Raw genomic sequence first — 22,029 nt, 5'->3', positions numbered from 1 at the left:
GATACGCGGGTCAAGCCCGCGTATGACACATTTGGGGCCGCTATTTCATCTCCGACAGCCGCGCCGCGTAGCGGGCCATCAGGTCGACCTCGATATTGATCTCGCTGCCAGCCTTCCAGCCGCTCAGGGTCGTCACTTGAAGTGTATGCGGGATGATCAGCACCGAAAAGGTCACGTCGTCGACCGTATTCACCGTCAGCGAGACGCCGTCCAGGGTCACCGAGCCCTTTGCCGCGATGAAACGCGCGAGCTCGCGCGTGGTCCTGAGCTCGAAGCGCGCCATGTCGGGCAGATCGTCGCGCTTGATGATGGTGGCGATGCCGTCGGCGTGGCCGGCCACGATATGGCCGCCGAGCTCGTCGCCGATCTTGAGCGCGCGCTCCAGGTTGAGCCGGGTTCCCTCGACCCAATGCTTCGCCGTGGTCATGCCGAGCGTCTCGGCCGCGGCGTCGACGTCGAACCAGGTCTTGGCCCCCGAGGTGCCGGAGGCGACCACCGTGAGGCAGACGCCGTTGCAGGCGATTGAGGCGCCGTCGGCGATCGTGGTCTGGTCGTAGTCGCAGGCAATCCGCATCCGGTGCAGCTGCCCCTGCGCGACTTGCTTCAGGCTGGTGATTTCACCGATATCGGTGACAATTCCGGTAAACATTACGCACGCTCGTAAATATCAAGACTGTCCTTGCCGAGCGCCTCGCTAGCACGAAGCCTGAAGGTCGGCGACTGCGTGATTGCGGCGAGCGGCAATGCGTCCAGCGCGGGAACACCACCGTCTCCGATTGTATCAGGCCCGTGCAACAGCCAGATTTCATCGACGAGGCCGGCGGCGACGAAGGACGACGCCACACGCGCGCCACCCTCGACCATCAGCCGCGTGATCCCCTTCTCGGCCAGAGCATGCAGCACGGCCGGCAAATCGAGCCCGGGCGGCGACGCAGTCGCGGCGACGCGGATCACCTGGGCACCGGCGGCGCCAAGTTTTACCGCGGCGGGCGCTTCCGCCATGTCAGAAGTCATCATCCAGAGCGGGATCTCGCGCGCGGAATGCACCAGGCGGCTGTCGCCCGGGATCCGAAGCGCGCGGTCCAGCACAACACGGACCGGTGAACGCGCCGCCATGCCCGGCAGACGGCAGGTCAGCAACGGATCGTCCGCCCTGACCGTGCCGATCCCGACCAGGATCGCGTCGCTCTGCGCACGCAGCAGATGCACGCGGGTCCGCGCGGCCTCGCCCGTGATTGCGACCGTCTTGTTGCCGGCGGCGGCGATCTTGTCGTCGGCGGACACCGCGAGCTTGAGGATCACATGCGGGCGCTGGTCGCGGATGCGGCGGAAATGCCCCGCATGGTCGCGCGCAGCCTCCGCCGCGCATAGCCCGACATCGACGACGATGCCGGCGGCACGCAGCTTGCCGTGCCCCTTCCCCGCGACTTCCGGATTGGGATCCTCGATCGCCGAGACCACACGGGCGAGACCGGCGGCGGCGACCGCGTCCGCGCAGGGCGGCGAGCGGCCGAAATGCGAACAGGGTTCGAGCGTCACGTAGAGCGTAGCGCCGCGCGCAGCCTCACCGGCGCGCCGGAGCGCCTCCACCTCGGCATGGGGGCGTCCGCCTGCTTGCGTCCAGCCGCGGCCGACGATCACGCCGTTCTTGACGATCACGGCGCCGACCGCCGGATTGGGCCAGGTCCGCCCCAGCCCGCGCCGGCCGAGCGCCAGCGCAAGCTGCATGAAGCGCAAATCGGCAGCCTTCGCGTCTTTCGATTTCTGCGCGAGCTGATCTTCCAGGATCCGGAAGATCATTTTCGCAACGTCGCGATCTGCGGGTCGTCCTCGCCGTGCAACTCGCCGAGCACGGCCTCAAAGTCCTTGGCTTCGCGGAAATTGCGATAGACCGAGGCGAAGCGCACATAGGCGACGTCGTCAAGCTGGCGCAGATGCTCCATCACGATCTCGCCGATCGCCTCCGAGGAGACCTCCGCCTCGCCGCCGCTCTCGAGCTCGCGGACGATCGTCGACACCGTCTTCTCCAGCCGCTCGGAATCCACCGGGCGCTTGCGCAGGGAGATTTGCAGCGAGCGCACCAGCTTGTCGCGGTCGAACGGCACGCGGCGGCCGTTGCGCTTGATCACCGTGAGCTCGCGGAGCTGCACCCGTTCGAACGTCGTGAAGCGGAAGTTGCAGGCCATGCAGACGCGGCGCCTGCGGATCACGGCGGAATCTTCGGTTGGACGCGAGTCCTTCACCTGCGTATCAAGACTGTTGCAGCTCGGACAGCGCATCCAACGGGGCCCTTGAGACGAGCATGATCCGGAAAAGTGTGCAGCGGTTTTCCGGCAAGACCATGCTCAAACAATGAGATGAACCTTACTGATAGATCGGGAAGCGATCGGTCAGGGCCTTCACGCGCTCCTTGATCGCAGCTTCAACCAGCGGCGCCTTGCCGTCCGGCGACTGCGCGAGCGCATTCAGCACCTCGGCGATCATGCCGCCGACCTGCTTGAACTCGGCGACGCCGAAGCCGCGGGTGGTCGCAGCCGGGGTGCCGAGGCGCAGGCCCGAGGTGACGAACGGCTTCTCGGGATCGAACGGGATGCCGTTCTTGTTGCAGGTGATCGCCGCGCGCACCAGCGCCTTCTCCGAGATGTTGCCCTTCAGGCCCTTCGGACGCAGATCGACCAGCATCAGATGGTTGTCGGTGCCGCCGGAGACGATGTCGAGGCCGTGGCCGCGCAGCGTCTCGGCCAGCGCCTTGGCGTTCTCGACCACGTTCTTGGCGTAGACCTTGAAGTCCGGCCGCAGCGCCTCGCCGAAAGCCACCGCCTTGGCGGCGATGACGTGCATTAGCGGGCCGCCCTGCAGGCCGGGAAAGATCGCCGAGTTCAGCTTCTTGTGCAGCGTCTCGTCATTGGTGAGGATCAGGCCGCCGCGCGGACCGCGCAGCGACTTGTGCGTCGTGGTGGTGGTGACGTGGGCATGCGGCACCGGCGAGGCGTGGACGCCGCCGGCGACGAGGCCGGCGAAATGCGCCATGTCGACCAGGAGATAGGCGCCGACGGAGTCGGCGATCTCGCGGAAGCGCTTGAAGTCCCAGGCGCGCGAATAGGCCGAGCCGCCGGCGATGATCAGCTTCGGCTTGACCTGCTCGGCCTGCTTCTGGACCTCGTCCATGTCGATGATCTGGTCCTCGCGGCGCACCGTGTAATGCGCGGCCTTGAACCACTTGCCGGACATGTTGACCGGCGAGCCGTGCGTGAGATGGCCGCCGGCGGCGAGGTCGAGGCCCATGAAGGTATCGCCGGGCTGCAGCAGCGCCAGGAACACCGCCTGGTTCATCTGGCTGCCGGAATTGGGTTGGACGTTGGCGAAGCCGGCGCCGAACAGCTTCTTGGCGCGGTCGATCGCGAGGTTCTCGGCGACGTCGACCCACTCGCAACCGCCATAGTAGCGCGCGCCCGGATAGCCCTCGGCATATTTGTTGGTCATCACCGAGCCCTGCGCCTCGAGCACCGCCCGGCTCACGATGTTTTCGGAGGCGATCAGCTCGATCTCATGGCGCTGGCGGCCGAGCTCGCCCTTGATCGCGGCGGCGATCTCGGGATCGGCCTCGGCAAGCGTGGCCGTGAAGAAGGAATCGGGCGCGGAACGGGCTTGGGGCGAAGAGGTCATCGGCGAAATATCTCCACCGCCGCAAGCCTTTACACAGGATGCGGACGGTCACGAGTGGCGGTCGAAGCTGGTCGCAGAGCGTTACCACATCGGCCCAAAATGGCCAAGCGGTTGCGGTCCCCAGCCGCCAATTATGCCAGATATGGTGGGGATGGCGGGGATTCGCCAGATCGGCCGGAGCCGGGCTCCAGGCCCCGATTCCCCTCGGCCGGCCTGCCCCGTCGGCAACCGGGTTGCCCATGGCGGGACCTGCCGGGATGGGCGGTCAGCGACGTCATCCATTGCGCCACGGTCATGCCGAAACAGTGCCAAGGTCGGCGTTACACAACCGGCAACACCGTGTGATAGATGGGCCGATCGGGATTCGATCGATGGATCTTTTCCGGGGTCCATCACGTCATGGGTTAAGCCGCGTGAAGCGCAAAAGCGTCGGCCACGCGGCAAGCGCGGTTTGCGACATGGAGCGCGACTTGGGTCGCGATCTCAGGGATGAGCAAGACGACCAAGGAACTCAAGAAGCAGGCGCTGAAGGCCGAAGTCGCGGCAAAGAAGGCCGCCGACGAGACCACGACCGAGGAACTGAAGGCGCTCGCGACCGCGTTTCGCGCCCAGGCCAAGGTCATCAAGCAGAAGAAAAAGAAGACCTCGCCCGCGTGATCTCTCGCACATCGCGGCGCGACACCTCGCGCCTGCGCGCCGCCTCGCGCAATTGTGCGCGGCTTGCACACGACGATACCGCAGCGGACGCGCGCCGCCGATTGATGGGCGCGCGCCGTTTTGTATATCACAGATCTCGTCGATTCCTTCCGCTCCGCAACGAGGCGACAATTGAGAGTGATCTATCTGACGGCGTTGCTCGCGCTGTCCGGCCCCGCTTTTGCCGACGACCAACGCTTCCTCGCCAGTTTGCGCAAGCTCGAGCCGCAAACCCGGCTCGAGCAGATTTGCGACTATACGGTGATGTCTCGCATCGACCGGGATACCGGGCAGGAGGCCGACCGGGCGAAGTCAGACGTCACGTCCCGCCCCTCGCATTCGGGTGACGCGATCACCGCGAAGGGCGGCGCGTTCCGCAGCAAGGGCCAATGGTACGCGCTGTCCTATGTCTGCCAGGGAACGCCCGACCATCTGCATGTGACGAGCCTGCACTACAAGATCGGCAGCACGATCCCGGAATCGAAATGGGCCTCGCTCGGGCTTTGGCGCTAACCCGCACTCACCATCGGAAATAACGATCTCTCACGACGTCAGCGTCTCAGCCTGCCCGGCCCTCACCGCTGATCTCATCGAACCGGCCCAACCGATACACCAGCACCGACATCAACCACGCGGCGATGAACACGCCGACGATGAGGTAGCCGAGCAGACTGAAGTCTTCGCTGATCTTCCCGACGAAATCCCAGAACGGTCCTTGCAGGTCGAGCTTGCTTGCGATGAGACCGAGCGCCTCGATGCCGCCGATGAGGAGCGCCACGATGATCGAGATCAGGGTCATGGTCAGATTGTAGTAGAGCTTGCGCACGGGCTGCCGGAACGCCCAGCCATAGGCCTGGACCATGATGATGCCGTCGGCAGTGTCGATGAGCGACATTCCCGCGGTGAACAGCGCCGGAAACACCAGGATCGACCACACCGGCAAGCCGGCGGAGCCCTGTGCGGCGGAAATTCCGATCAGGCCGATCTCGCTCGCCGTGTCGAACCCCAGGCCGAACAGAAAGCCGAGCGGGTACATCTGCCAGCTCTTGGTAATCAGGGCGAACAGCGAGCGCAGCATGCGGGCCATGAAGCCGCGCTGTTGCAGCAGATCGTGAAGCTCCTGCTCGGTCGCGTGATCCCCACGTCTCGACGCCTGAAAGGCGCGATAGACCGAGATCAGGATCATCGTGTTGATGAGCGCGATCAGAAGCAGGAAGAGCGCGGACACGCTGGTCCCGATCACGCCGCCAATTTCCTTGAAGCCCTCGAACCGTGCTTCGAGCGCGCCGACCGAGACCGCGACCAGCAGCGAGGCCGCGATCACGACAGTCGAATGCCCCATGGCGAAGAACAGGCCGACCGCCACCGGGCGCTTGCCCTCCTGCATCAGCTTGCGCGTGACGTTGTCGATGGCCGCGATATGGTCGGGATCGACGGCATGGCGAAGCCCGAGCGTGTAGGCAAGCGATGCCGTTCCAAGCAGGAGCGGATAGTCGCGGAAGCTGAGATAGGCCCACAGCCAGACCGCGGCATTCACCAGGATCAGAAGCGCGCCGAGAACATACGCCTTCGCCTTGGCATCCGCCGCTTCGTCGTCGAACACTCTTGTAAGCAATGCACGCCCGCCGTTCCCGGTCACCAGCGATCCCGGCGGGATCCCTGCCGCTTGTTGATGTCATCCGACAAGCCGACGCTAGCGGCGCCTGTATGACGATACAATCAGAATATCATACCGCACCCAAGTCAGCGTCCAAGTCGCTGCCCATGTGGGGAGAAATTGTCACGCGATCGACAGCAGCGCCGGCGGCGCAGGCGGAGGTAATCCATCTCGTCGCTTGGACTCGCCGGGATTGCTTGGCCGGTTCGAGAAATCAGGAAGACAATTGCGCGCTCGCCGCTGCCGCCCCCATTTCGTTCGCCTCACGACCAAGGTTCCACCGAAACGGCAGGCGGCCTGTCATGTCCGCTTCGCAATTCGTTGAAGCCGCAGCGCGATCGCCAGGTTGACAGCGCGGACCACAGGGTCTTCTATTGTTTCTACGGGGAAATGCGATCTCCCCGCGAGGCGACATGCCCAAGAATCGCGTCCTGATCACCAAGGGCGCAGCATGTCATCATCCTACACCTCGATCTCATCCGAAAAACTTTCGCGGCTCATCGGCACGGCACACGCGCCGACCCTCATCGATGTCAGAACCGACGAGGACTTCGCCGCTGATCCACAGCTCATACCCGGCGCGGCGCGGCGGTCGCATCTTGACGTCCAGGACTGGGCCTCCCGGCTGACCGGCCAGTCCGTGGTCGTCATCTGCAACAAGGGCCAGAAGCTCAGCGAAGGCACCGCAGCCTGGCTTCGCTGCAGCAATGTTGCGGCGGAAATACTCGAGGGCGGTCATCTCGGCTGGCGGGGCTCGGAACTGCCGACCGTCCCGGCGGAGCGAATCCCCAAGCGCGACGGACGCGGCCGCACCATCTGGGTGACGAGATCGCGACCGAAGATCGACCGCATCGCCTGCCCGTGGCTGATCCGCCGTTTCGTTGATCCAGCCGCCATGTTCCTCTTTGTCACCAGCTCCGAAGTCGAGGCAGTGGCCGAGAAATTCGAAGCGACACCGTTCGATATCGAGAACGTGTTCTGGAGCCACCGGGGCGAACTCTGCACCTTCGACGTGATGGTCAAGGAGTTCGGCCTTTCCATCCCGCCGCTGCAACGGCTTGCAACGATGGTGCGCGCCGCGGACACCGCACGGCTCGATCTCTCGCCGGAGGCGCCCGGATTGCTCGCCGCCTCGCTCGGCCTGTCGCGCATGTTCGACGACGACCTCGAACAGTTGAGCGCCGGGCTTATCCTCTACGATGCCTTCTATCGGTGGTGCCGAGACGCGAGCAAGGAGACGCACAACTGGCCGACCAACAAGGTGAAGCCATGACCGGTCTCGCGGCCTCCCGCATCATCGGCATCGTGCGCCCGCTTGCGGGCATCATCTGAAGTGAAGGCACCGCGCATCTCGAGACCCTGGGGCAGGATACGACCAGGAGAACGACCATGCAGACACGAAGACTCCCTCACCTGCTCCTCGCCTTGGCAATTGCGGGCGCAGCCGCGCCCGCTTCCGCCCTCACCCAGGGCGAACTGGTCGCGAAGCTAGAGGCCGCGGGCTACGCGAAGATCACTAACATCAAATCGACGGCCGAGGGCACGACTGCCCAAGCGATGAAGAACGGCAAGGAAGTGCGGCTCGTGATCGACAGTAGCGGTCAGGTCAAGGAGCAGGACTGAGACGTCTCGCCCCCGCTCGAAGCAATCGACATCAACATGATGGAGTGAACACCATGACGAGATCAATGGCAGCCCTCTGCGGGGCTGTCCTGTGGCCATGCGTAGCCCTGTCGGCGCCCGCCGATGTCGGTCAGGAGCAGGAAGCCGTCGTCACCCTGGCCCAGGTGGTTGCCGTCCGTCCGCCGCCGACCGAAATGTTGCGTGGCGTCGTCGATAGCGTCGATGAGGGTAACGACACCATCAGGATACGCCTGTCTGCCGACAAGACGGAACCATTCAAGGTGCAGGACGGTTTGCTGTTCAACGCGGTCCGCTTCGGCGACCCAGTCGCGATCACGGTGCAAAACATCTCCGGTGCGCGAACCATCGTCGGCCTTTCGAAAGAATAGAGCATCGCCGCAAGCGAATTGCAGCAGCAGACGTGACGTCTGATTCAAGGAGCATAACAATGCGGAACATCATCCCGGCACTGATTGGCATCGGCGCCTGTTGCTTCGCCGCCGGCGCAAGCGCCCAGAATATCGACTGGCGCATCTTCGCCGAACCGTTCGTCTCGACGGCTCATGCGCAGAGCGTGGATTGGCAGAAGGTTGACGAGACGCTGGGCCGGAAACCTGCCGTTGCGGGCGACGTACACCGCTACGGCTTTCCACGGACCGATCTGACGGTGACGCTCGATGGCGTAACCATCAAACCGGCGCTGGCGCTCGGCGGATGGGTCGCTTTCAAACCCGCGCATGATGGCGTCATGGCAATGGGTGATCTCGTGCTGCTCGAATCCGAGATCAACCCAGTCATGTTGAAGATGATCGCGAGCGGTCTGCAGATCACGGCGGTGCACAACCACCTGCTCCGCGCCAGCCCGGCGACCTTCTATATGCACATCGCCGGCCATGGCGATCCGGTCAAGATCGCCACTGCAATCCATGACGGACTTGCCGAGAGCAAGACGCCGCTGACAGCCGCCGCGTCGACGGCGCCTCCTCCGGCGATCGATCTCGACACCGCCCAGCTCGATCAGATCATCGGCGTCAAGGGCCAGGCCAACGGCGGAGTCTATCAATTCAACGTTCCGCGCCACGACCCGATCACCGAGGACGGAATGCCGTTAAGTCCGGTCGGACCGATGGGCGTCGCCATCGGCATCAACTTCCAGCCGACCGGCGGAGGCAAGGCGGCCATCACCGGCGATTTCGTCCTGACGAGCGATGAGGTCAACCCGGTGATCATGGCGCTGCGCACGCACGGCATCGACGTGACAGCGCTGCACAGCCATATGCTGGACGAACAGCCGCGCCTGTTCTTCATGCACTTCTGGGCCAATGACGACGCCATCAAGCTTGCCAAGGGCTTGCGAGCCGCACTCGACAAGACGGCGAGTACCAAGAGTTGAGCTGAGAACCGTGTATCGGTGACCGCACATGATGAGCAAAGACAGGACGATACTCTTGAAGCCAACCATCGACGACCGGCAGCTTGCGGCCGGACGGCGACGATTGGTGAACCGTGCCCTCTCGCGGCTACCAATCCTTGCGGCCTGCGCGGCTGCAGCCGCCATCGGTCCGGCGACGGCGGGCGCGGACAACGGAAAAGCCAAGGCGGAGACGTGCGTCGCCTGCCATGGCGAGAACGGCATTTCGGCAACCGAGAACGTCCCGTCGCTTGCTTCGCAACCCGACCTCTTCCTGCAATGGCAGTTGATCTTCTTCCGCAGCGGCGCGCGGAAGAACGAGACGATGGAGCCCATCGCGGGTCCGCTCAGCAACGAGGACGTCCGCGATCTCGGTGCTTACTTCGCGTCGCTCAAGGCAGCAGACCCCTCAGTAGTCAAGAAGCCCGATGATCATCCGGAACTGACCGAGGCCGGAAAGCAGATCGCCGCCACCGGACGCTGCGCGTCGTGTCACGGCGACACCTACTCCGGAAACAAGGCTGCGGCCCGCATTGCCGGACAGCGCGAGGAATACATCGTCAAGGCGCTACACGACTACAAGGCAGGCGTGCGAACCGGAGGTGGTGTCGCTGCGATGGCGGAAGTCGCCTATCCACTTGGCGACAACGACATCACGGCACTCGCACACTACCTCTCGCGCCTTTGATCCATATGCTCCGCGGCGTGGCAATCCACTCCGCGCGCGGATTTGCGTCTGTGCGTCGGCACATCCGCGGCCGGACTCCAACGCACGCGAGGTTGCTGCGCCGTTGACAAATTCGCCCTGTTGCCGCTACTAGATTCATACGGGGAAGCGATCTCCCCGCGAGGCGACATGCCCAAGAATCGCGTCCAACTTTTCAAAAGGACGCTGCATGTCTGCTACCTATCGACAATCCTTCGAACCTGCTCCACGCTCGTTGATCGACGCGTTGAGCCGCCAGTGCCAAGGCACCTCGGCGGCACCGTCCGACGCCGCTCACCATTCTCGTGACATCGGTGCTGGTTGGACCTGGGCTCCCGCCAGACACCGCTCTTCGGATCATTTCCGCCTCTCGGTCAGGAGCAGGGCTCCTTCCAGGGAGGTTCTGACATGAACGCTCCGGTGATTTCGCGGCACAGCCGTCTGACAGAACTGGCGCGCTATTTCTTGCGCCTCGGCTTTCTTGGCTTCGGTGGTCCGGTTGCGCTCGTCGGACAGATGGAGCGGGAACTGGTCGACGGCAAGAAATGGCTTAGCAAGGAGGAGATGAAGGAATCGATTGCCATCTGCCAATCGCTCCCGGGGCCGCTGGCGATCCAGGTCGGCATCTATGTGTCCTGGCTCCGCGGTGGCTTCTGGGGGGCTTGGGTCGGTGGATGGTGCTTTATCCTTCCCAACTTCGTCATCGTAGCTTCGCTTGGAGCCCTGTATGTCTACCTCGGCGATCTCCAGCCGGTCACCGCGATCTTCTACGGCGTTAGCCCCGCAGTCATCGCGCTTATTCTTCACTCCTGCTACCGGCTTGCCAAGTTGGGCATGGAAGACTGGTTGCAATGGGCGATCGCGGCTGTTTGCCTGGCCGTCACGGTTATCCTCCAGGCAGAGGTCGCGCTGCTGTTCATCGGCGCCGGCATCGTGGGCATTCTTTACTACGGTGACCTGTTCAAACGCTCGTCTGCGACCCTGCCAGGAATTGCCGTCGTGCCGGCCGCGGTTGGTCCAATCGCGCCGGTGGCAAGCGGCTCCACGCTTTCCAAGCTCCTGCTGTTTTTCCTCAAGGCCGGCTCGCTGACATTCGGCAGCGGCCTTGTCATCGTACCGTTCCTCGAGCAAGGGCTAGTGCAGCAGTACAACTGGCTCGACGAGCGGCAATTTCTTATCGCGGTCGCGATCGGTATGATCAGTCCGGGACCGGTGGTGATCACCGCGACCTTTGTCGGCTATCTCGTGGCGGGTTTCTGGGGCTCGCTCGTCTCCACGATCGGCATTTTCCTGCCGTCGTTCCTGCTGGTGCTGATCGTTGCCCCACTGCTGGCACGGCATCGCGGCAACGCCAAGGTTCAGGGGTTTGTGAAGGGCGCCTATGCAGCCGCCATCGGAACCATCCTCGGCGCGTGCATCCTGCTCGGCAACATCGCAATCGGCGACTGGCTGACAGCACTCATCGGCGTGATCTCGCTTGCCGTCCTGTTCCGCTGGAAGGTGAGCAACCCGCTCCTGATCGCGGCGACTGCCGTTGTCGGTCTGATTGCCTACCCGTGGCTGCAACCGACTTGGGTGATGGTTCACTGACCGGACGAAGGGGGACGTGAGATGACCTATCCATTCCGGATGATATCAGCCGTATCGGTGTGTATCGCGACTTTTGTTGCCACCCCGGCCCTGTCCCAATCGGCGGGCAGCGGCGTCCTGCAACTCGAAACCAAGATTCCGCTGGGCGAAGTCCGCGGTCGCATCGACCACATGGCGGTTGATCAGAAGCGGCTACGGCTCATCGTGGCCGAACTCGGCAACGACACGGTCAGCATCGTGGATTTGGCAAGAAGGAGCGTGATCCAGAGAATCACCGGGCTGAAGGAACCGCAAGGCGTCGGCTACGAGCCATCTAGCGACACGCTCTATGTGGCGAATGCGCGCGACGGATCGTTGAAGTTCTTCAAGGGAGAAGCTTACGAAGCGGCAGGCGGCATCGATCTTGGCGGCGACGCCGACAACATCCGGATCGATGCTTCGGCCGGGCACGTCGTTATCGGCTACGGTGAAGGACGCCTCGCGGTGCTTGACGCTGCGACGCGAAAGCGACTCGGAAATATCCCTTTGAAGGCTCATCCCGAGAGCTTCCAGCTTGATCCCGACGGCGGCCGGATCTTTGTCAACCTGCCCGATGCCCACGCGGTCGCGGTGTTCGATAGCGCATCCGGAAAGCCGCTGGCGAATTGGCCGATGGACAAGGGCGGCAATTTTGCGATGGCCATCGACAATGATCGAAACCGAATTCTGGTGGCCTTTCGTCGCCCGCCCGAGCTGTCCGTCTTCTCCATGGTGGATGGAAAGCGGATCGCGACGGTCGACACCTGCGGCGATATCGACGACCTCTTCATCGATCGAAAGCGCAGCCGGGTCTACGCTAGTTGCGGGTCGGGTTTTGTCGATGTGTTTGAGATCGACGGCGCTGTCTATCGCAGGCTGAGCCGCATCCCAACCGCGTCGGGCGCACGCACGTCGTTCTTCGCACCGGAGCTGGACCGCCTGCTTATCGCCGCACGGGCAACGTCCACCGAGCCGGCAGCGATCTGGATATTCCGCCCGCTCCCTTAGGCTTACGACCGTGAGACACTCCCATGTCCACACTCAACCAATGCCCGCAACGATGTAGCCACAAGCTACTTGCTTCGGGCTCTGCGCTCGTACTGGCCTTGACGGCGTGGTCTCCTTCTGCCCGGGCCTATCGCCCCTTCGACGGCACCGATGCCGCCGTCGCTGCTCCGGGAGAAGTCGAGATCGAATTGCAGCCTGCGGGGCGGTTGCACGACGCGGGGGGCACGGCGCTTGTCGCACCCGCCGCAGTCTTCAACTACGGCCTTGGCGAGGACTGGGAGGCCGTCCTCGAGGGTCAGGGCGAAACGCCGCTCTCGCCTTCCGGGCTCACGAGCCTGACAGCAGCAGGAGCCTTTCTCAAACACGTCGTCGTGCCCGGAAGCCTACAGGACAAGACCGGACCGAGCATTGCGACCGAGTTCGGCGTGCTCCTCCCTGACAGCACCGGCATGTCAGGTGTCGGCGCGAGCCTGGCGGGTATTGTTTCTCAACGCTGGGATTGGGGAACGATCCACCTCAACGCCGAGACTGTGCTCACCCGCGATCATCACGGCGATGTCTTTATCGGCGCCATTCTCGAAGGGCCCTTGAAATGGACGATCAGACCAGTCGCTGAGGTGTTCTACGAGAATGAGTTCAGCAAGGAGGAAACGGTATCGGCCCTGGTCGGCCTGATCTGGCAGGTTCGCGACAATCTGAGCTTCGACGTTGCGTTTCGTCGCGGCCTCACGAATGGACACCCCGTAGACGAGATCCGCGCAGGGCTGACGTTTGGCTTTCCCCTTCGGTTCCTTGACAGTCGTGTCACCCATTAATGAGTTCCTCATAACCTGGATCACTGAGTTGCCCGACCGGCGCCACCCTCAATTCCAACCAACTTCCGGACGGGACCAATGCGAAGCTGTATCCTCATTCACATCTGTGATCGCGCGGCTCGACCGGGCGATCCAGTACGCCGCGGCCCATCGGTTCACTCACATCCGTCTCTGGGATACTGGGTCACCTGCCTTCGCGCATGCGCGGGTGATGACAGCGCAGCCAGGCTGTCTGACAATCGAATCGGAAACTAACTCCGTTATCCCAGCGCAAAGGCTTCGCTTTGTCGCTGGAGGAGCGCGCTCTTGCGCGCGTCTCGAAGGATGCGCGGCCCCCTGTGGTAGCTCGGCCGTGGATCCTTCGAGGCTCGCCCAGCGCCGCAAGGCTCGCACCTCAGGCTGACGGGTCAGCCGAGAGAAACGCCGCCGTTCGCTACAGCCCGGTATATCCCGCCTTCACGTGATCGGTGCTGCCGTCGAGCTGGCGCAGATAGGTCAGGCCGCACACGGCTAACCGATGGGTGTCGGTTTCGCCCGCCTCGACCAGGGTCCGCAGATATTCCGTCACCTTGGCGCGCGCTTCGTCGCTCGCCGCTGCCGTGCGATTGAGCAGCAGGTCATAGGTCAGCATGATGCGATCGATAGCGGCTTCCATTGATGTCTCCGGGTTAACGCTCAAGCAACGACCAGCGTCTCGGCCTCGAATTGTGCGATCGCCTTGTTGGCGAGGCGAATTCTGTTCATCTCACCGCGCTGGAACAGCTTCACGATGATTCCGAGCAGGCGCTCGTTGGTAACGAATGTGTCGGGAATGGCGCCGGATTTGCGCAAATAGTTCGAGGCGATAGCGTAGGCGTCACCGACGACCTCGACATTCAAGACCTGCATCTCGCGCTCGACAACCATCGCCCCGCGGCTCCATTGCGTCGGGAGATAAGCCGCAGGGAGAGCCTTGGTTCCTGGCTAGGGAAATCTTTTTTCGCAGGTGCAGCATGACGAAAACGCACCGGCCGGGCATGACCGATGCGTCGTCTGGGGGATGGCTGCCGGTCTTCTGGATCGGCCGGCTTGACCGTCAGGCGGAGAAGGAAGTGCTCAGAGACGATAGAGGATCTGGTCGGTCCAGAACCGCTCGAGGCGGTGCAGCGACTTGTTGAGGCTCGCGAACTCCTCGTTCGAGATGCCGCCGACCTGCTCGACCGTCTTGACGTGCTTCTGATAGAGCGCGTCGACGATGCGGCGGACTTCCTGGCCCTGCGCGGTCAGGCGGATGCGGACCGAGCGGCGATCGACGCGGGACCGCTGGTGATCGAGGAAGCCGAGCTCGACGAGCTTCTTCAGATTATAGGAGACGTTGGAGCCGAGATAGTAGCCGCGGGTGCGCAGCTCGCCGGCGGTCAGCTCCTTGTCGCCGATGTTGTACAGGAGCAGTGCCTGCACCGAGTTGATGTCGGCGCGGCCGCGGCGATCGAACTCGTCCTTGATGACGTCGAGCAGCCGGCGATGCAGCCGCTCCACCAAAGTCAACGCTTCGAGATAGAGCGGCTGCACCGGAGATTGACCGGCAGCGCGATCAGCGGTTTCCACCGCCGTTGTCGCAACGGCTTTCATCATGACACTTCCCCTGTTGTCGTTTTTATCGACTTATTCGACGAAACTTGTGTCCCGCCTGATAGGTGCAACTTAGGGGGGCCGTTTGAAGATCAGCTTAAATAAGACAATAAAGAGATCATGAATTTAAGACAGTGAATCGCGGATTAAGCCCTTAGATCAAGGGCTTTTCGCAACTCTTCATTGACGGTGCGGAGCCCTTGTTCACGCTTCGTCTGCCTCCCCTGTCGCATTCGGAAACAGCTTCGCTTGAATTCGAAACGGTGATGTAACAGGTGTGAGGGAACCCTTTACGGTCACCGAACGGTTACCGGAAAATTCTTTGAAAATTTTATCGTCTCGCGTGAGACCTCCTGCACGCGATGCGCGTAGCGGCGGCGCACACCGCGCCTCTGCCGGCTTCGCTCGCTCGCAAAAATCGGGTCCCGCCGTCGGCCAGCGCAAAGCCAACTGGCATATATGCCGAGATCCGGTAATCGATCCCGACGGCGATCCCGCAGACGCGCGCTCCTGGATGGGGTGTCTCGGTAGGTGCGCGGCCTGTGCGCCTCACCTAGCAGACCCACTGATCCTGTCTTCTCATTGCGCGCATCAGCGCCATTAAGTTCGGAGGCGCCCGGCCGGATTCAGCGTGCTGTCGCAGCACGGCCACAGTCAGGCGCGCTACGGCGGCCGTTCGCGCGCCGCCATCCAGGCAAGCGCGAGATAGGCGGCGAGCATCACCGCCTCGAACCCGACCACCATCAGGCTGCCGCCATAGATGGCGGGAAACATCAGCTCGATGACCGCCATCGACACCACGGCGGTCAGCCACACCACGGCACCCCAGGGCGTCGCAAGCCAGAGGCCGACGGCGGCGACGAGCTCGATCACGGCGAAATAGATGGTGGCGGTCTGCCAGGCCATCGACTGGTTCTCGAAGGCCTCCTCCTCACCGCCGACGAAGCCGGTCACCTGGGCCCAGTGATAGAGACCCTTGGCAATCGACACGACCGCCATGATGCGCAGGAAAATGACGAGCCGCCGCGTCCACGCATTCTCATCCGGCTGGATACGGTCAGACGACATCGCACTGGCCGTGATGGCATTGTCCCGCGCCTGGTCGCGCGCAGAGGTGTCAGACATGCGAATCGCCGCGCAAGGGCTGCAAACAGGGGTTCATGACGGCAGTCTTGGCCCGCCGGGGCTGCAAAATCAATTGCCGTTGCGGCAAATCAAGGGCGCATCAGGGTGCAATGACGATGCCCCCTGAAAGATGCTAGAACCGGAATTATATCAGATCCGGAACCAGCCGGCCGTTAGGAGAGACAGACATGGCGATCAAATTCGGGCGCCCGATCGAACTGCGCGACGAGCCGCGGCAACAGACCGACGCCCTCGCCTCGCCGTCGCTCGACCTCACAATCCGCCCGCGCCGCAACCGCAAGTCGGAATGGGCCCGGCGGCTGGTGCGCGAGCACGTGCTGACGACCGACGATCTGATCTGGCCGATGTTCGTGGTGGACGGCCGCAACACGCGCACGCCGGTGGCCTCGATGCCCGGCGTCGATCGGCTCACGGTCGATCAGATCGTCCGCGACGCCGAACGCGCCGCCAAGCTCAACATCCCATGCATCGCGCTATTCCCCTTCACCGAGCCGTCCCTGCGCGACGAGCAGGGCTCGGAGGCGCTCAATTCCGACAACCTCGTCTGCCAAGCGGTGCGCGCGATCAAGAAGGAGTTTCCCGATATCGGCGTGCTCTGCGACGTCGCGCTCGATCCCTTCACCAGCCACGGCCATGACGGGCTGATCGCCGACGGCAGGATCCTCAACGACGAGACGGTCGCGGTGCTGGTGAAGCAGGCGCTGACCCAGGCGGAGGCCGGCTGCGACGTGATCGCGCCGTCCGACATGATGGACGGCCGCGTCGGCGCGATCCGCGATGCGCTCGACGACAACGGCTTCGGCGACGTGCAGATCATGTCGTACGCGGCGAAATACGCTTCCGCCTTCTACGGCCCGTTCCGCGACGCGATCGGATCGGCCAAGACGCTGATCGGCGACAAGCGCACCTATCAAATGGACTGCGGCAATACCAACGAGGCGTTGCGCGAGGTCGAGCTCGACATCGCCGAAGGAGCCGACATGATCATGGTGAAGCCAGGCATGCCCTATCTCGACATCGTCCGTCGCGTGAAGGACACGTTCGCGATGCCGACCTTCGTGTACCAGGTGTCTGGCGAGTACGCGATGATCGCAGGCGCCGCGGCCAATGGCTGGATCGACGGCGAGCGCGCGATGATGGAGAGTCTGGTCGGCTTCAAGCGCGCCGGCGCAGACGGCATCCTGACCTATTTCGCACCGCAGGCCGCCGAGCAGATCAGGGCGGAGCGCTGACGGACGGTCACCGCCCGTTGAAAGACCGCCTCGTTGCAACGACCGCCCAGCCGCCGAATCGCCTGAATATTTCGGCTTGTTAATGTCAGCGCGGGCTTGCAGCCGCGTCGCCGGCTCCCATGTCCTGCGCGGGACTTTTCATCGGAGGTTGGTCATGTCCTACAGCAATGACGGCGGCGCCTGGCGCAACGACGGCGGCGTTCCGCCGCATGCGTTCGATCCCTGGGCGCAGCCGGAACTGTTCCGCGGCGTGCTGACGCGACGCGTGTTCGCGTTCCTGATCGACCTCGTGGTGCTGTCGGTGCCGATCATCCTGGCGGTGATCTTCATCGCCCTGTTCGGCGTGGTCACGCTCGGCCTTGGCTGGGCGCTGTTCTGGCTGGTGTCGCCGGCCTCGATCATCTGGGCGATCGTCTATTACGGCGCCTCGATCGGCGGGGTCCACTCGGCCACCATTGGCATGCGCATGGTGGATCTGGAACTGCGCACCTGGTACGGCGCCCCCGGCTATTTCGTGCTCGGCGCCATCCATGCGGTCCTGTTCTGGGCGACGGTGTCGTTCCTGTCGCCGCTGGTCCTGCTGGTCGGCCTGTTCAACGGCCGCCGGCGGCTGTTGCACGATGTCATCCTGGGAACCGTCATTATCAACAGCTCGGTTCGGACCCAGGTGACCCCGGCTGCGCGGGCCTATTAGGCCCGCCTAAACCAATTGACCGTTAGCTTCTGGAGGGCGATGCTAACTCGGCTGCCTGTTTGTTTGTGGAGCCTGACGATCCGACGTGACCCAGCACTCGCGTGATACCCCGCAGTTCTATCTGACCGCGCCCTCGCCCTGCCCCTATCTGCCGGGTCGGCATGAGCGCAAGGTGTTCACGCATCTAGTGGGCGACAAAGCGGGCGATCTCAACGACTTGCTGACCCATGGCGGCTTCCGCCGCAGCCAGTCGATCGCCTACCGCCCGGCCTGCGACCAATGCCGGGCCTGCGTCTCGGTCCGGGTGATCGCAAATGAATTCCGCCCGTCCCGCAACTTCCGCAAGATCCTGGCCCGCAACGCCGACGTGATCGGCGAACAGCGCACTGCGGTGCCGACCTCCGAGCAATATTCGGTCTTCCGCGCCTATCTCGACCGCCGCCACCGCAACGGCGGCATGGCCGACATGACGGTGCTGGACTACGCGATGATGGTCGAGGACAGCCATGTCGAGACCCGGATCATCGAATACCGCAAGCGCAACGTCGACAGCGCCATCACCGGCCGCGGCGACGAGCTGATGGCGGTGGCGCTGACGGATGTGCTCAGCGACGGGCTGTCGATGGTGTATTCGTTCTTCGAGCCGTCGCAGGAAAGCCGCTCGCTCGGCACCTTCATGATCCTCGACCATATCGCTCGTGCCCGCCGGCAGGGCCTGCCCTACGTCTATCTCGGCTACTGGATCGAGGGCTCCCGGAAGATGGACTACAAGAGCCGCTTCCTGCCCCAGCAGCGGCTCGCGCCCAGCGGCTGGCTGCGCGTCGACGCCACCGGCGAGGCGCTGTCGGAGCCGCAGGACTGAGCGCGTCAGCCTCAGAACGTATCGATCAACAGCTTGACGTTCAGGATCACGATCAGGCCGGCGACGATCCACGCCGCGATCGCAACCGGGACGGAAATCGCGAAGGTGCCCATCTTGCGCTTGTCGGACACGAAGCGCACCAGCGGGATCACAGCGAACGGCAACTGCATCGACAGCCCGACCTGGCTGAACACCAGGAGCTGCGCCGTGCCGCTGTCGCCATAGAGCGCGGCGACCACGACGACGGGGATGATCGCGATGCCGCGCGTCACCAGCCGCTGCGCCCAGTCGGGCAGCCGCAGGTCGAGAAAGCCCTGCATCACGATCTGGCCCGCCAGCGTCGCCGTCACGGTCGAGTTGAGGCCGGATGCGAGCAGCGCCACCGCAAACAGCGTCGAGGCGATGCCGAGGCCAAGCAGCGGCGACAGCAGCTCGAAGGCCTGATCGATCTCGGCGACGTCGGAATGGCCGCTTTTGTGGAAGGTCGCGGCCGCCAGCACCAGGATCGCGGCATTGACGAACAGCGCCAGCATCAGGGCGATGGTGGAATCCGTCGTCGCCCATTTGATCGCGTCGCGCCGGCCCTCCTCGGTACGCGGATAGGCGCGGGTCTGCACGATCGAGGAATGCAGGTAGAGATTATGCGGCATCACGGTGGCGCCGATGATGCCGATCGCGATGTAGAGCATCTCGGGATTGGTGACGATCTCGCGCGACGGCATGAAGCCGCCGATCACACCGGCGATCGGCGGTGCGGCGGCGGCGATCTGGACCGCGAAGCAGACCGCGATGACGATCAGAAGCGCCACCACGAAAGCCTCGAGGAAGCGGAAGCCGCGGTTCATCAGGAGCAGCAGCAGGAAGGCATCCAGCGCCGCAAGCAGCGCACCGCCGACCAAGGGGATGCCGAACAGCAGCTTGAGCGCGATCGCGGTGCCGATCACCTCGGCAAGGTCGCAGGCGATGATCGCGGCCTCGCAGGCGAGCCAAAGCAGGAAATTCACCGGCCGCGAATAGGTCGCGCGGCAGGCTTGGGCCAGATCGCGGTCGGTGGCGATGCCAAGCCGCGCCGAAAGCGCCTGCAGCAGGATCGCCATCAGGTTCGAGAGCAGGATGACCGACAACAGCGTGTAACCGAACTTGGACCCGCCAGCGAGGTCGGTGGCCCAATTGCCGGGGTCCATATAGCCGACCGACACCAGATAGCCCGGACCGGCAAAGGCGATGAGGCGCCGGAACCACAGTCCGCCCGTCGGCACGGCGACCGTCGAATTCACCTCCGGCAGGCTCCGCGCATGACCGGCATCGCGGCGCCAACCGGCAGCGCCCGGCAGGGCGTCGGGGAGAGAAGCGGCAGTCGCTTGGGGCGTTCGGGCATCCATGCTGACAAGATGGCCGATCCGAGTCGTTAATGCAACTCATTTGCAACTGCATCTAGGCTCACGAAAATGATACCAGCTACGCCGCTTGTAAAGCACTGAGGAAGTGCTTTACGTTGAATGCATGATCAAGTTGCCTGTCGAAACGCCGACCGCAACGCTGCGCTATGCCCTCGCCCCCGATCCATCGGGCATCGAGGCGATCGAGGCGACGTTTGCCGCCTACGACCGCATGATGGCGATCCTCGCCGAAGTCGCCCCTGTTGGTGCCAACCTCGTCTCGCTGCACGCCCAGGCCTACGAGAGGATTCGCAAGGAGACCGGCCTGCCCGCGCGCCTGGTGACGCTCGGCCTGCGCGACCGCGCCAACTATGCCACCGACGCGACGATCCGCAGGATACCGCTCGACGACAAGTTGTTCGCGATCAAGGGTCCAACTTCACTGACCATTAGCACTCTCAGCGGACGCGTCTTGGTGCCGTTCGAGGTGCCGGGATATGTCTCGGGCTGGGAAAGCCCCTTCCCGGCGCATCTGGTCTCGGATGGACGCGGCTACGAAATCCACATCGCCGTCAAATCCAAATCTGCACAACCGGAGGAGAAGACCATGCTTCACGAAGGCATCCTTGCGCGCATGGGCCGGCTTCTTGCCGCCATCGCGAGCCAGACCATCGACAACGCCGAGAACGCCAACAAGGTCGCGCTGGTCAAACAGGCCATCCGCGAGATCGATGCGGGCGCCGACGAAGCGCGTTATGCACTCGGCAAATCACGCGCCGAAGAGTTTCGCTTGAAGAAGCGGCGTGACGAACTGGATACCGAGACGGCAAATCTTACCGAAAAGATTCGCCTCGCAATTGCGGAAAATCGCGAAGACCTCGCGCGCGCGGGCGTCGCACGGCAAATTGATCTGGAGTCCCAGATGATCGCGCTGGAACGCGCGATGGATTTCATCGAGCTCGAAATCGACGAGCAGACCAAAGCCCTGCAGGCCATGCTCGGCGCGCGGCGCGAGGCAGAGGCTCGATTAACCGATCTCGAACAAAGTCTGATCCGGGAGACCCAGCAGGAAACCAGCCGGGCTCCCACAGCGACCAATGCATTGAGTGCTGAGCGCGCCATGGCGGCGATCGCACGGGTGACCGGCGTTCCCGCAGCAAGCGTGCTCGGCGACAAGGAGCTTGACGAACTCGATCGCTTGCACCGCGAAAAGGAAATCGCGGCGCGGCTTGAAAGGATAAAGTCACAACAATGAGTGCAGTTGGCGACATCCTGCTCGCCCCCGACGTGCGGCCCTTCGCGGTCGCGGCTGCGATCATGGTGACCCTTGGCGGCATCGAGCTGCTGACCACCATGGTCGGACTTTCGATCAGCGAATTCATCGGCAAGGACTTCGCGGTCGAGGCCGAGAGCCACAACGCTCTCAGTGGCCTGTTTCTCTGGATCAACGCCGGACGGCTTCCCCTCCTGATTCTGATCATCCTGGTACTTGGCATCTTCTCGATCGGAGGCTTTCTGCTTCAGGGCCTGGCGCATGCCGTAGGCACCGCCATCCCCGTCTCGCTTGCCGCGGTGGCGGCTGCCTTCGGCAGCATCCCCGTGATCAGGAACGCAAGCCGCGGCCTCGCCCGCATCATCCCGCGCGACGAGAGCTATGCGGTCGATGATCGCGACTTCGTCGGCAAGGTCGCGACCGTGGCGGTCGGCCCGCTCGATCAGGGCCTGCCCGGCCGCGTCCGTCTCAAGGATGTCTTCGGCAACTGGCACACTGTATCGGCGCGTGCCAGCCCTGATTCCGAGGCGTTGCAGGTCGGCGCCAGCGTGCTGCTGGTCGATCGCGACGCCAAAAGCTTCATCGCCATTGCCGCTCCCGCCGACCTCATTGAACAACAACAATCTTCCAACAGGGCATAAC

General features: G+C 63.5%; 25 protein-coding genes. 15 read left to right on the top strand and 10 right to left on the bottom strand.

All coding sequences use genetic code 11. The features are described 5' to 3' along the window. Positions 1 to 40: 40 nt before the first annotated feature. The 4 genes from AS156_RS35330 to glyA all read right to left on the bottom strand — a co-directional run bounded on the left by AS156_RS35330 (position 41) and on the right by glyA (position 3,666). Positions 41 to 649 carry a riboflavin synthase gene (locus AS156_RS35330; RefSeq protein ID WP_066514014.1) on the bottom strand — a complete coding sequence of 203 codons (609 nt, stop codon included), beginning with the start codon at positions 647 to 649 and terminating at the stop codon, positions 41 to 43. Then, a complete protein-coding gene (gene ribD / locus AS156_RS35325) occupies positions 649 to 1,800 on the bottom strand; it encodes a bifunctional diaminohydroxyphosphoribosylaminopyrimidine deaminase/5-amino-6-(5-phosphoribosylamino)uracil reductase RibD (RefSeq protein WP_066514012.1) in 1,152 nt (383 codons plus the stop codon). The genes AS156_RS35330 and ribD overlap by 1 nt, the downstream gene beginning before the upstream one ends. Continuing rightward, on the bottom strand, positions 1,797 to 2,279 hold the full coding sequence (gene nrdR / locus AS156_RS35320) for a transcriptional regulator NrdR (RefSeq protein WP_066514009.1): 483 nt from the start codon (positions 2,277 to 2,279) through the stop codon (positions 1,797 to 1,799). Before nrdR ends, ribD begins: the two co-directional genes overlap by 4 nt. Positions 2,280 to 2,364: 85 nt before the next feature. Further along, positions 2,365 to 3,666, bottom strand: a complete 1,302-nt coding sequence (glyA, locus tag AS156_RS35315) for a serine hydroxymethyltransferase (RefSeq protein ID WP_066514007.1) — start codon at positions 3,664 to 3,666, stop codon at positions 2,365 to 2,367. A 489-nt stretch (positions 3,667 to 4,155) separates the two neighbouring features. Between glyA and AS156_RS43615 the strand changes: the two genes are divergently transcribed. Both AS156_RS43615 and AS156_RS35310 read left to right on the top strand, forming a co-directional pair. Next, positions 4,156 to 4,323, top strand: coding sequence for a hypothetical protein (locus tag AS156_RS43615; RefSeq protein ID WP_201456163.1), 168 nt, complete (start codon positions 4,156 to 4,158; stop codon positions 4,321 to 4,323). A gap of 177 nt (positions 4,324 to 4,500) precedes the next feature. After that, positions 4,501 to 4,875, top strand: a complete 375-nt coding sequence (locus AS156_RS35310; protein ID WP_347336661.1) for a DUF930 domain-containing protein — start codon at positions 4,501 to 4,503, stop codon at positions 4,873 to 4,875. 46 nt (positions 4,876 to 4,921) lie between these two features. Here AS156_RS35310 and AS156_RS35305 read toward each other — a convergent pair whose 3' ends face one another. Further along, positions 4,922 to 5,977 (bottom strand): HoxN/HupN/NixA family nickel/cobalt transporter, encoded by a 1,056-nt coding sequence (locus tag AS156_RS35305; RefSeq protein WP_066514004.1) that lies wholly within the window; start codon positions 5,975 to 5,977, stop codon positions 4,922 to 4,924. Positions 5,978 to 6,470: 493 nt separating this feature from the next. Between AS156_RS35305 and AS156_RS35300 the strand changes: the two genes are divergently transcribed. From AS156_RS35300 to AS156_RS35265, 8 genes are all read left to right on the top strand, one after another. After that, complete coding sequence (locus tag AS156_RS35300; protein ID WP_066514002.1) at positions 6,471 to 7,292, top strand: chromate resistance protein ChrB domain-containing protein; 822 nt, start codon at positions 6,471 to 6,473, stop codon at positions 7,290 to 7,292. A gap of 116 nt (positions 7,293 to 7,408) precedes the next feature. After that, complete coding sequence (locus AS156_RS35295) at positions 7,409 to 7,642, top strand: hypothetical protein (RefSeq protein WP_066513998.1); 234 nt, start codon at positions 7,409 to 7,411, stop codon at positions 7,640 to 7,642. Between the two features lie 65 nt (positions 7,643 to 7,707). Next, on the top strand, positions 7,708 to 8,031 hold the full coding sequence (locus tag AS156_RS35290; RefSeq protein ID WP_066513996.1) for a hypothetical protein: 324 nt from the start codon (positions 7,708 to 7,710) through the stop codon (positions 8,029 to 8,031). A 59-nt stretch (positions 8,032 to 8,090) separates the two neighbouring features. Next, entirely contained in the window at positions 8,091 to 9,035 is a 945-nt protein-coding gene (locus tag AS156_RS35285; RefSeq protein ID WP_066513994.1) for a DUF1259 domain-containing protein, read from the top strand. A gap of 133 nt (positions 9,036 to 9,168) precedes the next feature. After that, positions 9,169 to 9,741 carry a c-type cytochrome gene (locus AS156_RS35280; protein ID WP_066514147.1) on the top strand — a complete coding sequence of 191 codons (573 nt, stop codon included), beginning with the start codon at positions 9,169 to 9,171 and terminating at the stop codon, positions 9,739 to 9,741. A 426-nt stretch (positions 9,742 to 10,167) separates the two neighbouring features. Beyond that, complete coding sequence (chrA, locus tag AS156_RS35275) at positions 10,168 to 11,349, top strand: chromate efflux transporter (RefSeq protein ID WP_066513992.1); 1,182 nt, start codon at positions 10,168 to 10,170, stop codon at positions 11,347 to 11,349. Between the two features lie 21 nt (positions 11,350 to 11,370). Then, positions 11,371 to 12,375 carry a YncE family protein gene (locus AS156_RS35270; RefSeq protein WP_245313210.1) on the top strand — a complete coding sequence of 335 codons (1,005 nt, stop codon included), beginning with the start codon at positions 11,371 to 11,373 and terminating at the stop codon, positions 12,373 to 12,375. Between the two features lie 23 nt (positions 12,376 to 12,398). After that, positions 12,399 to 13,190 carry a hypothetical protein gene (locus AS156_RS35265; protein ID WP_245313209.1) on the top strand — a complete coding sequence of 264 codons (792 nt, stop codon included), beginning with the start codon at positions 12,399 to 12,401 and terminating at the stop codon, positions 13,188 to 13,190. Between the two features lie 433 nt (positions 13,191 to 13,623). On the opposite strand, the gene AS156_RS35260 is transcribed toward AS156_RS35265, so the two are convergent. From AS156_RS35260 to AS156_RS35245, 4 genes are all read right to left on the bottom strand, one after another. After that, positions 13,624 to 13,845: a hypothetical protein gene (locus AS156_RS35260; protein ID WP_066513991.1), complete on the bottom strand. Its 222-nt coding sequence runs from the start codon at positions 13,843 to 13,845 to the stop codon at positions 13,624 to 13,626. 20 nt (positions 13,846 to 13,865) lie between these two features. Then, positions 13,866 to 14,096 carry a hypothetical protein gene (locus AS156_RS35255; protein ID WP_066513990.1) on the bottom strand — a complete coding sequence of 77 codons (231 nt, stop codon included), beginning with the start codon at positions 14,094 to 14,096 and terminating at the stop codon, positions 13,866 to 13,868. 189 nt (positions 14,097 to 14,285) lie between these two features. Then, the gene (gene ldtR, locus AS156_RS35250; protein WP_066513988.1) at positions 14,286 to 14,804 is read right to left on the bottom strand and encodes a transcriptional regulator LdtR; all 519 of its coding nucleotides are present in this window, start codon (positions 14,802 to 14,804) and stop codon (positions 14,286 to 14,288) included. Positions 14,805 to 15,464: 660 nt separating this feature from the next. Then, complete coding sequence (locus AS156_RS35245) at positions 15,465 to 15,926, bottom strand: DUF6163 family protein (protein ID WP_066513985.1); 462 nt, start codon at positions 15,924 to 15,926, stop codon at positions 15,465 to 15,467. Positions 15,927 to 16,114: 188 nt separating this feature from the next. Between AS156_RS35245 and hemB the strand changes: the two genes are divergently transcribed. The 3 genes from hemB (at position 16,115) to AS156_RS35230 (ending at position 18,735) form a co-directional block, all read left to right on the top strand. Next, on the top strand, positions 16,115 to 17,179 hold the full coding sequence (hemB, locus tag AS156_RS35240; RefSeq protein WP_066513983.1) for a porphobilinogen synthase: 1,065 nt from the start codon (positions 16,115 to 16,117) through the stop codon (positions 17,177 to 17,179). Positions 17,180 to 17,333: 154 nt separating this feature from the next. Continuing rightward, positions 17,334 to 17,873, top strand: a complete 540-nt coding sequence (locus AS156_RS35235; protein WP_066513981.1) for an RDD family protein — start codon at positions 17,334 to 17,336, stop codon at positions 17,871 to 17,873. Between the two features lie 85 nt (positions 17,874 to 17,958). After that, on the top strand, positions 17,959 to 18,735 hold the full coding sequence (locus AS156_RS35230) for an arginyltransferase (protein ID WP_066513978.1): 777 nt from the start codon (positions 17,959 to 17,961) through the stop codon (positions 18,733 to 18,735). An 11-nt stretch (positions 18,736 to 18,746) separates the two neighbouring features. On the opposite strand, the gene AS156_RS35225 is transcribed toward AS156_RS35230, so the two are convergent. Beyond that, the gene (locus AS156_RS35225; RefSeq protein ID WP_066513973.1) at positions 18,747 to 20,117 is read right to left on the bottom strand and encodes an Nramp family divalent metal transporter; all 1,371 of its coding nucleotides are present in this window, start codon (positions 20,115 to 20,117) and stop codon (positions 18,747 to 18,749) included. A gap of 121 nt (positions 20,118 to 20,238) precedes the next feature. Here AS156_RS35225 and AS156_RS35220 point away from each other — a divergent pair, with 121 nt between their 5' ends. Further along, a complete protein-coding gene (locus tag AS156_RS35220; RefSeq protein ID WP_066513968.1) occupies positions 20,239 to 21,369 on the top strand; it encodes a PspA/IM30 family protein in 1,131 nt (376 codons plus the stop codon). Continuing rightward, on the top strand, positions 21,366 to 22,028 hold the full coding sequence (locus AS156_RS35215) for an OB-fold-containig protein (protein WP_066513966.1): 663 nt from the start codon (positions 21,366 to 21,368) through the stop codon (positions 22,026 to 22,028). Before AS156_RS35220 ends, AS156_RS35215 begins: the two co-directional genes overlap by 4 nt. Position 22,029: the final 1 nt, after the last annotated feature.

Source organism: Bradyrhizobium macuxiense (assembly GCF_001542415.1).
GTDB classification, from domain to species: Bacteria; Pseudomonadota; Alphaproteobacteria; order Rhizobiales; family Xanthobacteraceae; genus Bradyrhizobium; species Bradyrhizobium macuxiense.
The sequence above is the reverse complement of the archived record's forward strand: the minus strand, read 5'-3'. Positions and strand labels throughout refer to the sequence as shown.

What these genes read in the sequence shown, in the direction of transcription:
- AS156_RS35330 (WP_066514014.1), bottom strand. Translation starts at nt 649, where the DNA reads ATGTTTACCGGAATTGTCACCGATATCGGTGAAATCACCAGCCTGAAG.
- ribD (WP_066514012.1), bottom strand. Translation starts at nt 1,800, where the DNA reads ATGATCTTCCGGATCCTGGAAGATCAGCTCGCGCAGAAATCGAAAGAC.
- nrdR (WP_066514009.1), bottom strand. Translation starts at nt 2,279, where the DNA reads ATGCGCTGTCCGAGCTGCAACAGTCTTGATACGCAGGTGAAGGACTCG.
- glyA (WP_066514007.1), bottom strand. Translation starts at nt 3,666, where the DNA reads ATGACCTCTTCGCCCCAAGCCCGTTCCGCGCCCGATTCCTTCTTCACG.
- AS156_RS43615 (WP_201456163.1), top strand. Translation starts at nt 4,156, where the DNA reads ATGAGCAAGACGACCAAGGAACTCAAGAAGCAGGCGCTGAAGGCCGAA.
- AS156_RS35300 (WP_066514002.1), top strand. Translation starts at nt 6,471, where the DNA reads ATGTCATCATCCTACACCTCGATCTCATCCGAAAAACTTTCGCGGCTC.
- AS156_RS35295 (WP_066513998.1), top strand. Translation starts at nt 7,409, where the DNA reads ATGCAGACACGAAGACTCCCTCACCTGCTCCTCGCCTTGGCAATTGCG.
- AS156_RS35290 (WP_066513996.1), top strand. Translation starts at nt 7,708, where the DNA reads ATGGCAGCCCTCTGCGGGGCTGTCCTGTGGCCATGCGTAGCCCTGTCG.
- AS156_RS35285 (WP_066513994.1), top strand. Translation starts at nt 8,091, where the DNA reads ATGCGGAACATCATCCCGGCACTGATTGGCATCGGCGCCTGTTGCTTC.
- chrA (WP_066513992.1), top strand. Translation starts at nt 10,168, where the DNA reads ATGAACGCTCCGGTGATTTCGCGGCACAGCCGTCTGACAGAACTGGCG.
- AS156_RS35270 (WP_245313210.1), top strand. Translation starts at nt 11,371, where the DNA reads ATGACCTATCCATTCCGGATGATATCAGCCGTATCGGTGTGTATCGCG.
- AS156_RS35265 (WP_245313209.1), top strand. Translation starts at nt 12,399, where the DNA reads ATGTCCACACTCAACCAATGCCCGCAACGATGTAGCCACAAGCTACTT.
- AS156_RS35260 (WP_066513991.1), bottom strand. Translation starts at nt 13,845, where the DNA reads ATGGAAGCCGCTATCGATCGCATCATGCTGACCTATGACCTGCTGCTC.
- AS156_RS35255 (WP_066513990.1), bottom strand. Translation starts at nt 14,096, where the DNA reads ATGGTTGTCGAGCGCGAGATGCAGGTCTTGAATGTCGAGGTCGTCGGT.
- ldtR (WP_066513988.1), bottom strand. Translation starts at nt 14,804, where the DNA reads ATGATGAAAGCCGTTGCGACAACGGCGGTGGAAACCGCTGATCGCGCT.
- AS156_RS35245 (WP_066513985.1), bottom strand. Translation starts at nt 15,926, where the DNA reads ATGTCTGACACCTCTGCGCGCGACCAGGCGCGGGACAATGCCATCACG.
- hemB (WP_066513983.1), top strand. Translation starts at nt 16,115, where the DNA reads ATGGCGATCAAATTCGGGCGCCCGATCGAACTGCGCGACGAGCCGCGG.
- AS156_RS35235 (WP_066513981.1), top strand. Translation starts at nt 17,334, where the DNA reads ATGTCCTACAGCAATGACGGCGGCGCCTGGCGCAACGACGGCGGCGTT.
- AS156_RS35225 (WP_066513973.1), bottom strand. Translation starts at nt 20,117, where the DNA reads ATGGATGCCCGAACGCCCCAAGCGACTGCCGCTTCTCTCCCCGACGCC.
- AS156_RS35220 (WP_066513968.1), top strand. Translation starts at nt 20,239, where the DNA reads ATGATCAAGTTGCCTGTCGAAACGCCGACCGCAACGCTGCGCTATGCC.
- AS156_RS35215 (WP_066513966.1), top strand. Translation starts at nt 21,366, where the DNA reads ATGAGTGCAGTTGGCGACATCCTGCTCGCCCCCGACGTGCGGCCCTTC.